The following is a 12,236-nucleotide window of genomic DNA, read 5'->3' on the forward strand; positions in this document are numbered from 1 at the left end:
TTATTGGCCCCAATATTTATATAGTATCAGTAGCAGCAATAATAAATTTTGCTGCTGTTTTTCCAATTGTTCTCTCAATTTCTGGAAGCCGTAAGTCAGATGATTTTTAACTGTTTTAATAGATATATTCATCTGTGTTGCGATTTCCTGTTGTTTCAATTTTCCAAAACGACTTAAATACATCACTTCCCTGCATTTTGGTGGCAAAATAGCCAGTGCTTTTTCCAGACTGTTCAGCAAAGATTCTTTTCTTTGTTTTTGCTCATTTTCAGTCTCATCCTCACTTACGACAACCATGTAGGCATTTTGCTTTCCATGTTCAATCTTTTCTTTTTTAATGAAATTGAGTGAAGAGTTGATCACCGCTCTGGACAGGTAACTTTTTACCGAAGACTGAACGTTAAGCTGTTCAGCCATTTTCCAGATGGTTAGAAACACATCATGCACAATTTCTTCGGCAACCGGTGCCTGGCCAGCATAGCGATAAGCCAAAGCAAACAATTGCCTGTAATATTGTTTATACAGTCTTTCAAAAGCTTTTCGGTCATGTCTTTTTACCGCAGCTATGAGTTCCTGTTCTTCATCAGGAAGAGCGTATTTTTGTTCTTTGCTCATCCGGTTACTATTTTTGTTTTAAGGTCAGTACACCAGAAATCTCTGGAGAAGAAGAGACCGTATTCATGGCCACAAACCATAACCCTTTCAGTAAATTACGTTCCTGTAAAGGTGTCAGCGTGAATCCTCCGCTAATTTCCAGTACTGAAATCTCTCCGTTGCTTTTATAAATCTCTTTGACCAGTTCTCCGACTGAGCCTTTAATACCGCTTCTGATGGTAATCAATGAAGGTGCAATGTTTTTAAAACTAAGTACATAAGCTAATTTTTTAGAGCCTTCATCATACGAACCATTTAAAATACCTGTACCTTCAGAATTTGTATTTGTTCCCTTTTTATCTATTCTGGCAGTAATTACATAAGCTCTTACTGGTGGGTTAATCCTGGTTTCTTCTGATGATGAATTCTTTTTACAGGACAAAAACACAAAAATAACTAAAAATAAAACCTTCCCTAAAGCCGTGTATAAGCTTGATTCTCTAACCTTCATGTGATCTGATACAGAAGGCTAAAATACTAAATCTCCCTTAATTAAGTCTAAAAGTTTTCATACTTAGAAAACCATATTCCATAGAACGTTTAGTGTAAAAATTTTTATAATATCCCATTAAAAAGAAAAGAATAGCTCTGCCGATTACTTTATTAATTCCACTGTTATTTTCTGATAATTCATGAGAAGCTATTTCGGCATTTACCGCATATATTTCTGCTTCTGCTATGGAAAGCGCTTTGGTATAAGGCTTATAAATCTGCTTGATTACTTTGCGGTTCAAATGATAAACAGGGGCAGACAAACGGTAAGTATTTCCCTTGATATACTGGAAATCATGGAAGTGATAAAATACAAGATCAAAAGAATTCTCTGCCGCTGTCTCTTTACCCTGAATTGTGTGACCATTATTTGCAAAGGTGTATTGCTGTACATTCCATGGGGCTACCCCACCACCATGATTTTTTAAGACATGGACAGTATCAAAACGTGTAGTCCAGTCATCAAGATATTTCTGATCTCCGAATTTATTATCTTCAAAGCGGTTAAAACACCAGGTTATACAAGCATCTACCCACCAGTTCAGCACTTCCATTCCTTCAACCGTATTTTTGAAAGTCATAAACTGTACACAGTAAATACCACTGGTTAGTGACTGGTCATATTTAGGTGTATATCTGTGTTCAGTAATCAATACTGATTTCTGCCCCATTTCTGCCAGTAAACATGCCGGATCACTGAAAAATAAAAGGTCAGCATCAATATAAGTGCAATGATCCAGACTGTATTTTTCCAGGCAGTACTTAATTGTTGAAGAAGCACAGGTCCAGCAATACTCTCCGGCTGTACGGCCGCCTTTTATGGCCATAAGCCTGTCGTTTTCAAATGTATTCAGGCTGATAATACTAGCATGCTTCAATGCCATTTTGGTTAATATATCAAAGCAGTGGTCGTCAAAAGCAAAAATATACAAATGGAAATTTTCACTATGCTGTTCTAGTGAATTGTACATTGCCAGTCCGCGGGAAAGGTAAGTTGTATTGAATAGTGTGCAGAATTTAAGCATATCTTGATTTTTGAACTAAATAAAATCCTTTGTCATAGCCAACTGGCTGATGATCAATGTCCATCAGTGATTCTCCTGCTACATAAGAAGTGAAGTCGCACATGATGGTGTAATCAGAAATAAAATGATTTAGAAAAGATTCTTCATGGAAGAACCAGGCAGGGTAAGCGGCTTTATAAATTTCAGGTGGTACGATCTGAAGCGTTAAACGGTCTTGTTTACCCTGATGAAAAGCAGTGCGGTCAAAAACAATAAAGTCAAAGTTATAACCAGCTAATTTTTCCAGAAAGAGATGAGGTTCAGGTAAATATTGTACAGATCCTGAGAGCAGGATCAAATCTATTTTCTGAACCTGCAGACAGGCCTCAATAGAAGAGAAGAATTTTAAATGGTCATCTTCAAAATGTTCTTTGCCTGCAGCGACATAATGTTCCTGCTCCACAATATTCCAGCTGGCACAAATGTCGTTTCCAAGAAGGTGTTTAGTTTGAAAATAAGTACTTCCCAGTGATCCTCCAAAATCGATGATATGGAGCGGTCTTTTGAGCGTTGCAGCACTTTTAAACAGACAGGTTAACAGCGGAAAAGGATGTATTATTTGATCAAATAATACAGAATCGCGTTCGTAAACAGCGGTGCCTTCCTTAACTTGTAATAAGGCGTCTTTGGTTTTATTCAGTATATTGACTGAACTGTAACCATCGACAGAGTTCATTAAGTCATCCCAGTTGGAATAGTTTCCAAACCAGCCATATGGGGACTTTTTAGATTTTGATGAAGAAAATAATTTGAACATTATAAGCTCTGAATAATCGATTTTTCATGTACATGACAATCGATTATTCAAAAGGTCCTATATGTTATATTATAAAATTGTTAGATGCATCAGGATCTGTGAGCATATTAAAGTACCGTTAAATGGCAACTATTACTATATTCTCTGTTTCCAAGGGCTGTAAATGTACCAGTGTTTTTATTCACTCTGTGGAGAGAGTAATTTTGCAGGATATAAACGGAGTTATCAAAAAATGCAACACCTTTATTATTTGTATTAGGCCAATCTCTTCCACCTAAAAGCTGAATGGTTCCGGTTTCTGCATCAACCTTATGGAGATAACCATTCTGTACAATGTATATCCAGCCGTCTGCTCCGCTTGCCATGCCCTCAGTTCCTTTCCAGTCGGCATCATTTAATTGTATGTATGTTCCTGTATTTTCATTTACTTTATATAAATACCCATTTTCTGCTAAAAATAAATATCCATTATAAGCAACTATTGCATCAGTATTGGCCCATTCCGGATTTCCAATTATACTAAACTCTCCCGTTGTTGGGTTAACTTTATGAATACGTGAATTTTGGACTATATAAAGATAGCCGTTCGTTGAAGAGGCTATTCCTTCTGTTCCCTTCCAAATACCTAGTTCTCCGAGTAGGATGAAATTTCCATCCTTATCTACCTTGTGGAGGTTATCGGCTTGCACGACATATAAGTAATCATTTAACGAAGTCATCCCCTGGATGTTTCCCCAAACCTGTTCCGCAAAGTTCCTTTGTCCACCAGTAACATAATCTGCCTTTCTCATATTATAGCCACTTGGATTCGCCATAAATAAACGGGCATTTTGTAAGTTAAAACCCGAGCTGGGAGGAGGGGTTGGAGTTATGGAAGCATTGTAAGAACTATTTGATTCTCCTATACTTCTTACGTTACTTATAGGAACACCGGTAGTATTATAGAAAATATATGAATACTTCAGGATTATTTTACCACCTGATTTTCCAGCCGGTAATGTTGCATTGGTAGTGAAATCCATAAATCCACCTGAGAAATCACTTCCATTAATGACTTTTGGGGTAGATAGCACCAAATCCGGTTCGCCGCTTTTTTGAAAAACAACAGTTAATATCCAATCAATATTTTCGTAACCATAAATTTTCATGTCTCTGGCGATCGTTATATTTACTGCGAATGGTGTTGTTCCATTTGTGTTGACATTCAGACTGTTGGCATTGCTTAGATATTGAGATTGGATTGCAAATTTAGTTAGGTAAGCGGCCTTTGCATTTGTTAAAAAAAAGAAAGGGATGAGTAATAAAAAATAATAATTCTTCATGTTAATCCGGATTATTAAGTTTATACTCATTTGCTTCCTCGTACCTGTATTTTATGGTATCATAACTCTCTGAAAAGACCGTATTAGGGATGTAGAAGTTCTTCTTTTCTTTGTCATAAAGAATTACGTCCTGAGGAACGTTTAATATGACTGATAAAAACTTTTTTAAAGCTGCTGGCTCGCCGGCTACTGATTTGGTATCTACACTGTTTTTAGAATCTTGTTTTAATTCTTCTTTACTACAAGCTGTCAAAACCAGACAGAGTGCGACTGAAATTGTCAGCGACAATTTTTTTAAATGCATTGTTTTTAATATTTATTGTTATCCTACTCTTATAAAGATTTTCGGTTCCTCTTATAAACTCTTCTTAAAGCTATTGATCTTATAAATGATGTTTTTATTTTCGTTGTTTTATTTAACTGACAATAAAATAATTGAAAAGTCCTATAAGAAAATCATTTAATTTACTCTAATGTTAATTTTTGGAATTTTTAATAGGATTGTTAATATTTTTAGTTAAATATATTGATGTATTAATATGCTGGTAATTAGTGAGATGCTGTTGAGATAATTAGCTAATATTAAATATTAGCTAGAGAAGATAACGGAAGTGTTAAACTGGTTTGATAATAGCTGAACAGGTACTATCGAGTGGTATATTGCTTAGTATTGGAAAGATGATATGGTTTTATGAGATCATATCATCTTTATTTTTTTAAGAAAACCGAAGAAGAGAATTGTTAATGCATGGTTTGAAACAGCGTGATTTCGAAACTTGTACCAATCCCTAATCTGGAGTAGATATTGAAGCTGCCATGTAAGCTATTGACCAGATGTTTGACCAGGGAAAGACCAAAACCATATCCTTTTTCGCCAACGGTACCTTTTGTTGAAGAGGTTTTCCCTTCCATAATACAGGTTATTGTGGCTTCATCCATACCTATACCCGAATCTTCGACCTTGATCTTCAGTTCATACTGTCCAACATCAATTTTAAGATCAAGGTCTACGATTACTTTCCCATCCTGTTGCGTAAATTTCATCGCATTTGAGATCAGGTTTCCTGTGATCTGGAGCAGCTTATTTTTAATAAAAGGAATATGCTCATTTTTTTCGTTGATGCGGACCTGGAAATCGATATGTTTATTCATCGACTGCGGTAGGTATAACCTTTCTAGTTTCTCTTTGAATACCAGTAGGTTAAATTCATCTGTTTTTAAAGGTGTGTCTTTCCCTTCTGTCAGGATTTCATCTGCCAGCTCAAGTACAGATCTGCCGCTTTTATGAATCATGGTGATGAATTCCAATACCTCATCCAGGTTATTTTTATCTCCTTGTTCTGCAAGTATCGCAGCTAGTCCGACAATACCAGCAATAGGGCCACGGATATCATGAGCAACTTTTTTGTGGGTCTCATTTACTTTATCCAGTTGATGTTTGAGTTCGTCAATAGCCTTTAGTGCTTTAAGCCTGTTCACTACTTCGCTGGCCACAATTTTGAGCAGCTCGATTTTTTCCGGACTCTGTTGTCTGAGATTTTGGTCCAGGACACAGAGCGAGCCGATATTTATTCCTTCAGCAGTAGTTAATGGCACACCGAAATAATAACGGAAATTAGGCGGACCGCATACGGCTGCATTTTCTTTAAATCTTTCATCTGCTGATAAATCAGGAACTTCAAAATACTCATTTTCCATTATAGTATATTGACATACAGTATCTTCTCTTGGCGCCTGTACGATGTCGTCCATTCCATAACTAGAATAAGTCCACTGTGTAAAGGTGTCAATCAAATTCACCAGTGATACTTCCGTTCCGGCTATCTTTGCTGCCAGATGAGCCAGATCTTTGAAGTTATTCTCCATAGAAGAATAATCAATGTCGAATTCTGCCAGACTATATATCCGCGCTAACTCATTTGCGGGAATTGGATTGAGATTCTTTTGCATGTATTCAAATTAGGAGTTCCGGTTTAATCTGCTGATGAGTTCGGCACTTTGTTTTCTACCTTGTTCCAACCTGTCATTAAAGAAATCTTTAGTTTGATCAAAGTGCTGTTTATATCCATTGATATCTCCATAGCCAATTATAGAAGACCACTCTCTTACCGAAGAATGGAATTCAAGATCATCTGCACGGATTTGTTTGTCATAGATGGCGGCCACAATAGATTCTTCCAGTAACTCTTCGTTCCTGAACAGATATTCTACAATTCCCAGGCGTAAGCGAAAGGGCGGGGTCTGACAGATCAGGTTATCATAAGGATTTATTTTCAAATGATACCAGGCATCAGCCATGCTCAGTAAACTTAAATGTGAATTAGGTGTATGTGGCGCGCCACTGCCTGATAAAGAAAATTCTTTCATGATCTGATTATCCAGCAGCAGAAATTGTTTGTCATCAGGAAACAGGAAGTTTTTAACCTCCTGAATGCGATTGCGAAATTCTGTTTCTTTCTCCATAATCATCAGTTTAAAAAGCTCTGATTCTGATTGAGCATAACGTTTGATTTGCTGACGGGCATAAGGGTTCATAATCGCAAGCCCGGCATAAATATGCGATTTATAACTAAAAATACGCAACATGGTCAGTATTTTAACATTATCAATTCCACCGAGATAGGAAGGACTCTCCCAGGGGAAAAACCCGGCCTCTTTCCATGCTGTACCCATGCTTTCAAAACCCATATGGGTAACCGCCTGTGTATCAGCAACTATTTTATCATGTTCATGATAATCTTTCATTTCAACAATATCTGAGCCTAAAACAGCGAGCAGATCAGTCATACGTGTATATGCCGCAGCATCACAGCGATGAGGAATTACAATTAACGTTTGGCCTTTAGGATCAAAACCAGGGCCATGTAAAGAATGGCAAGTGATAATATTGATATCTTTAGGCAGGTATTTTTCGAAAGCCTCGATCTCAGGATGTTTTACAGAAGTCTGTCCTGCAACGATAGCTCCGTATTTAGTTGCAGCGCCATAAAGGGCTACTACTTCGGCTATTTTTTCTGCTTCAACAGCATAAAATATCACATCGCATCTGCGCGATACCGCATTTCCATCCGCTAATATTTCTATACCCAGAGGAGCGAGTTCTTCCTCTAGTTTTTCTCTGAATGCTGGTAAATCTGCGCCACAAACTTTGTGACCTGCTTTAGCAAAATGTTTTGCATAAAGTTTACCCATGTCTCCTAAGCCAATAATTCCTATGTCCATCTCCTAATATTATTTCGGCAAATAAGCGAAATTCTATGGGAAATGGAATCATTATAATGATTTTTATCATAGCTGTTCAGTAAAGAGTTGCCCTTTAGGAGGCTTCTCCCGTTAATATAACAAATCTTATACTTGTGTCTTACTTGAAAAATGAGGAAATACCGGCCGCTTTATGGTATCCTTTTGATAGGTGTACTGGTTGTTAGTAAAAACGGTAATTTTACGGTTTATCTGAACAAGATTTTAATGAATAAATAATATAAAATATAGTTGATGGAACAAAAGCAAAACGAGATCAATATAATCCAGGCTTCGCGTGAAAATTCAAATGCTGCTATTCGTAAAGCAGATGCAGCCGGTGTTGCACAATACTGGATGGATGATATTATTGTGATCTCTGGCGAAGGGGGGCAGTATGCAGGAAAAAAGCTGCTGCTGGAAGTTTTTACAGAAATGTTCGAAGATCATCCGCCTGTATTTGAGCGTATCCCCACAAAAATTACTATAGGTGATAATGGAATACTGGCTTGGGAAACAGGGGAATGGAATTATAAAACAGAAAAATTCAGAGGTAATTATTCTGCCATGTGGCGTAAAGTCAAAGGCAGATGGTTAACACAGTCTGAACTTTTTGTTTCATTGGATTAAGTGTTTGTGTAAACAAACACTTAATCCTTATAAATTAAAATGGTTAATTACTGATTCATTAAAAGATTCAGCATCTCTTTAACCTCTTCGAGTTCTTGTTCTAATCTGGTAATTCTATTTTCCAGATCAGGTGAAGGCTGCGGGACGAATTCTGGTTCAGAAATCTCTTCTTCTGCTACATCGCCACCGAATAAATGTTGATAACGTGCTTCTTTTTGTCCTGGTTTTTTAGGCAATTGTTTAACATATACAGGTTGTTCTTTAGCTAGTTTATGCAGGATTTCCTGAATCTCTTCTATGGTTTCAAATTCATATAACCTTGCAGAATTGCTATTGATTTCACCAGGCGTTAAAGGCCCGCGCAGCAGCAATAAACAGATGACAGCAAGTTCAGCAGGGAGCAGGGGATAAACAATGGCAAGATTATGTTTGTATTTCGTACTCCTGCTGCTGCCACCCATAGCAGTGCTTGTTAAGCCTTTGATCTTTAATGAATTTAAGGTAAGTGTGACCGTTTCTTCATCATAATTTACAATAGGGTTTCTTGATGTTTTCTGGTTACATGCAGTGGTCAATGCAGAAATAGTCATGGGATAATAGTCTGGGGTAGTTCTGCTTTTTTCAAGAAGGACACCTGCAACACGCTGTTCTGCAGCATTGAGTAAAATTAAGGGCTGATCATTTTCCATGTAATAAATATATAGGATTTGACTCAGGACAAGAAACCTTGTTATGATTTTATAACATTAAATCATCTTTGTAACAATTACGTCTCTGTTTAATTTTTTTACGGGAAAGTTTTATCTTAGAATCGTAATCAGAATAAAATACTGATATAGTCATAATTCGCTCTCGTTTTTTGAATTATCACTCCTGATTTTAATTTAATATATACTATTAACTTGTTTTAATAGAACTTGATTTTTAAAATATGCAGATGAGTTTCTGCGAAAGAGATAGGCTTCGGCTTATAAATAGGTAGTTAAAAAAAATGCTGATGGATGTCAGCATTTTTCTTTGTTACCTGTTTCATCAGATTGTAGCGTTATTCCACAACTTATTTTTCTTTTTTATTTATTATGTTGTTGATTTACAGTTTTTTGTTTGTTATGTCTGTATTTGGCATCTATTGTGAACAATAGTATTCAGGTTAGTTAAAGAAAAACACAAATAGTGAATTAATATTCAATAATAAAACGAATCATTATGAAAAATATCATTTTAACAGCAGCAGCATTATTAGCCATTACAGGTATATCAACAGTAAAAGCATCAGAAATTAAAGCTCCTTTAGCGATTACGATAAAAATGGATAGTACGCTTAAAGTACATCAGGACAGTACTCAAAAAGTACCTGTTAAATTGGAAGAACTTCCTGCTCCGGTAGCTACTACTCTAAAAGCAGATGCTTATAAAGATTGGAAAGCTACAGATGCATTTTTGGTAACTGCAGCAGATAAATCACAGTACTACTTAATTAATGTAGCTAAAAACACTGAAAAAGCTTTCATTAAGATCAATAAAGATGGAGTAGTAGTTCAATAGACATCACCGAATGTTTAACAATAAATGGGGAGCCGGATTTATTCGGCTCCTTTTTTATTTTAAGCTTCTTCATCTTGATACATAATTTATTTATGTTGAGCTCTTTCATCAGTTAAGATATTTTGCAAACCTTTGTAAGGCAGGTAATTTTCCCGAACGTATCAGGTAACCTAATAGGAGAGCGATCAGCATTATTTAACCAGTTTAGCAAAACGCTGATAAAATGCGGTAGGACTATGCTCATGTTTAGGCTCGTATTTTCCGGCAATGATAGGAAAATAGATAACCCTCCTGCGGCTTTCTTCTCCTGTAACCGCCGACTGCGCAACACGATGCCATAAACGGCCATCATGTATTGTAAGATCACCAGCTTCGGGGATAATAGCAACTTCTTTTAAATCGGCCTTGTTGTCCAGGAAATATTTTTTGCGGAATAAAAGGTTGTATAAACTCTGTTTATGAGTGCCAGGTAAAACTCTTAATCCACCATTTTCGGGTTTGAGTGTACTAAGGTGAATACCTACATTCAGCATCGGGTTTAATTTCTGGCCATGAAATATATCACGTAAACCATCTGTATGCCATCCCATTTGTGTGAATTTGCTTTCCGGGCCGTTGACATAATGATTTAAAACCATTCCATCTTTTTCGCTGGTACCAAATCTGGCACCAGGTCCGATAAAATTCAACAATACTTCTAAGCGCGGATCATGGGCCAGTTCTTCAAAAAGTGGATGATACTGGTTCACAAAAGCAAAACGCTGTACCAGGGTCGATCCGTCCAGGTCTTTACCATATTTAATAGGTATTCCGTTTACTTTATCTTTTTCTTGTGTTATCCAGTCTTGCTGTACTTTTAAAGAAGCTTCGATAATATCATTTACCGTTTCTGGTTTAATGAAATTCTTAAAATGGATAAAACCATTTCTATTAAAAAAGTAATTCTGTTCGTCGGTAAGGGTTTCACCCAGGGTAAATTTTGTGTAAGCGTGGTTCATAGCTGTTAGTTTTAAGCGTTAAAATTCAGGATATAGGAGATTCTGCTGCTTGGATTAGCAGGTTCTATTTTTGTGAAATCAGGATTTTCTTAAAAGATCTTAACAACAACAATAGCAACAACCTGCCCTTTCAGAAAGGGGCATTCGCATGGTGCATGCGCTATGAATGTGGTTGTTGATGTTCATCTGTAATAATGTATACTAATTTAGTAGATATTACAAATGTATGAAAATATTCTATTTAAAAGAATGTTTTAAAATAAATATGAATTCTTTTCTATTGCTTGTATAAGCCAGCTGTTATCCTTTCAATCAATGACTTAGGGAGCAGCCCTGCGCCAAACACAGATACCTTGTTCAGAAAGCCGGGAACGATTTCTGCTTTCTTTTTAAACATTGCTTTTAACCCGGTTTCAGCCACTTTTTCGGGTGTCATATTGAATTTTTCAGCAAGTTCTGCTAAAGCGTCCATTCCGGCGCGGCTTGAAAAACCTGTTGCGGTAGGACCGGGGCAAAGACAGCTTACTGAAACCGGGCTATCTTTTAATTCATAACGTAATGCTCTGCTATAAGATAAAATAAATGATTTGCTGGCTGCATATAAGGCAAGTGTAGGTACAGCCTGATAGGCAGCAGTACTTGATACATTAAGTATATAAGCTTGCTTTTGCTTTTTTAAAACTGGTATTAAATGATAACTCAGCTCAATGACTGCATCTATATTTAATCTGAGCATATTCAGTTGTTGCTGAATGCTGAGCTGATCAAAATTACCCCATAAGCCATATCCTGCATTATTGACCAGTATCGATAAATTTGTTGTTTTACGATTACACCAGTCTGCGATTTCAAGAACAGCAGCGCTGGAAGAAAGGTCAACTGATAAATAATGCACCTCCACTTTATAGGCAGCCACTATGCTTTGTGAAAGTAGCAGAAGATCGCTTTCAGAACGTGCGACCAGCAATAAATGATAACCTGATTCTGCAAGTGATACTGCGATAGATTTTCCTATTCCTTTACTTGCACCGGTTATTAAAGCGTATTCATTCATCACAGAGAGGTATATAATAGGGTGTAAAATAAGGTTTTTTTCTTTAATCTGTTTATTCACATGGACTGTTGATAAACTGTTGGTTACATGGATTTTAATGTGAACAGTTGTTAAGAACGCTGTAGAATTATATTGTAGCCGGTGCTAAAAGATAGCTATTTATGTATCAGATTGGTGTTTATTCACAGTGATTGTTGGTAACTGTGTTAAGTGTTTGTTTTTCAGTTGTTTATTTATGTTGATAAGTTTTGGCTGTTTGTTGTTGTTTGAAATAGATCTGAAAATATAGGGTTAACCGTTGAAACAGGGGATGAAAGATAGTCTGAAAGCCTATTGAAAGGCCATTGAGAGGGGGTTGGAAGGACGTTGGAAGGACGTTGGAATGACCTGAGTCCTTACAACCCCTTCTCAATAGCCTTTTAGGGGCTTTTAAACAAGTAATTAGGGTATTGTGCTAATATAACTTTAAACAGTCAGCGT

13 protein-coding genes are annotated in these 12,236 nt (G+C 36.6%); 2 read left to right on the forward strand and 11 right to left on the reverse strand.

What is annotated here, in order from left to right; translation table 11 throughout:
* From HDE68_RS00275 to HDE68_RS00310, 8 genes are all read right to left on the reverse strand, one after another.
* Positions 1 to 615 carry an RNA polymerase sigma factor gene (locus HDE68_RS00275; RefSeq protein ID WP_183877768.1) on the reverse strand — a complete coding sequence of 205 codons (615 nt, stop codon included), beginning with the start codon at positions 613 to 615 and terminating at the stop codon, positions 1 to 3.
* Between the two features lie 7 nt (positions 616 to 622).
* On the reverse strand, positions 623 to 1,105 hold the full coding sequence (locus HDE68_RS00280; RefSeq protein ID WP_183877769.1) for a CHRD domain-containing protein: 483 nt from the start codon (positions 1,103 to 1,105) through the stop codon (positions 623 to 625).
* Positions 1,106 to 1,142: 37 nt separating this feature from the next.
* A complete protein-coding gene (locus tag HDE68_RS00285; RefSeq protein WP_183877771.1) occupies positions 1,143 to 2,171 on the reverse strand; it encodes a glycosyl transferase in 1,029 nt (342 codons plus the stop codon).
* Positions 2,164 to 2,967, reverse strand: a complete 804-nt coding sequence (locus HDE68_RS00290) for a methyltransferase, TIGR04325 family (protein ID WP_183877773.1) — start codon at positions 2,965 to 2,967, stop codon at positions 2,164 to 2,166. Before HDE68_RS00290 ends, HDE68_RS00285 begins: the two co-directional genes overlap by 8 nt.
* 107 nt (positions 2,968 to 3,074) lie before the next feature.
* Positions 3,075 to 4,289: a PQQ-like beta-propeller repeat protein gene (locus tag HDE68_RS00295; protein WP_183877776.1), complete on the reverse strand. Its 1,215-nt coding sequence runs from the start codon at positions 4,287 to 4,289 to the stop codon at positions 3,075 to 3,077.
* 1 nt (position 4,290) lies between these two features.
* The gene (locus tag HDE68_RS00300; protein ID WP_183877777.1) at positions 4,291 to 4,593 is read right to left on the reverse strand and encodes a hypothetical protein; all 303 of its coding nucleotides are present in this window, start codon (positions 4,591 to 4,593) and stop codon (positions 4,291 to 4,293) included.
* Between the two features lie 437 nt (positions 4,594 to 5,030).
* Entirely contained in the window at positions 5,031 to 6,239 is a 1,209-nt protein-coding gene (locus HDE68_RS00305) for a GAF domain-containing sensor histidine kinase (RefSeq protein WP_183877779.1), read from the reverse strand.
* Between the two features lie 9 nt (positions 6,240 to 6,248).
* Complete coding sequence (locus tag HDE68_RS00310) at positions 6,249 to 7,511, reverse strand: prephenate dehydrogenase (RefSeq protein WP_183877782.1); 1,263 nt, start codon at positions 7,509 to 7,511, stop codon at positions 6,249 to 6,251.
* A 273-nt stretch (positions 7,512 to 7,784) separates the two neighbouring features.
* Here HDE68_RS00310 and HDE68_RS00315 point away from each other — a divergent pair, with 273 nt between their 5' ends.
* Complete coding sequence (locus HDE68_RS00315; protein WP_183877784.1) at positions 7,785 to 8,159, forward strand: YybH family protein; 375 nt, start codon at positions 7,785 to 7,787, stop codon at positions 8,157 to 8,159.
* 47 nt (positions 8,160 to 8,206) lie between these two features.
* On the opposite strand, the gene HDE68_RS00320 is transcribed toward HDE68_RS00315, so the two are convergent.
* A complete protein-coding gene (locus HDE68_RS00320) occupies positions 8,207 to 8,848 on the reverse strand; it encodes a YceH family protein (RefSeq protein WP_183877786.1) in 642 nt (213 codons plus the stop codon).
* A gap of 517 nt (positions 8,849 to 9,365) precedes the next feature.
* Here HDE68_RS00320 and HDE68_RS00325 point away from each other — a divergent pair.
* Positions 9,366 to 9,704: a hypothetical protein gene (locus HDE68_RS00325; RefSeq protein WP_183877788.1), complete on the forward strand. Its 339-nt coding sequence runs from the start codon at positions 9,366 to 9,368 to the stop codon at positions 9,702 to 9,704.
* Between the two features lie 191 nt (positions 9,705 to 9,895).
* Here HDE68_RS00325 and HDE68_RS00330 read toward each other — a convergent pair whose 3' ends face one another.
* Positions 9,896 to 10,702 carry a phytanoyl-CoA dioxygenase family protein gene (locus tag HDE68_RS00330; protein WP_183877790.1) on the reverse strand — a complete coding sequence of 269 codons (807 nt, stop codon included), beginning with the start codon at positions 10,700 to 10,702 and terminating at the stop codon, positions 9,896 to 9,898.
* A gap of 277 nt (positions 10,703 to 10,979) precedes the next feature.
* Positions 10,980 to 11,756 carry an SDR family NAD(P)-dependent oxidoreductase gene (locus tag HDE68_RS00335; protein WP_183877792.1) on the reverse strand — a complete coding sequence of 259 codons (777 nt, stop codon included), beginning with the start codon at positions 11,754 to 11,756 and terminating at the stop codon, positions 10,980 to 10,982.
* Between the last annotated feature and the right edge of the window lie 480 nt (positions 11,757 to 12,236).

This window comes from Pedobacter cryoconitis, assembly GCF_014200605.1.
Taxonomy (GTDB): Bacteria; Bacteroidota; Bacteroidia; order Sphingobacteriales; family Sphingobacteriaceae; genus Pedobacter; species Pedobacter cryoconitis_B.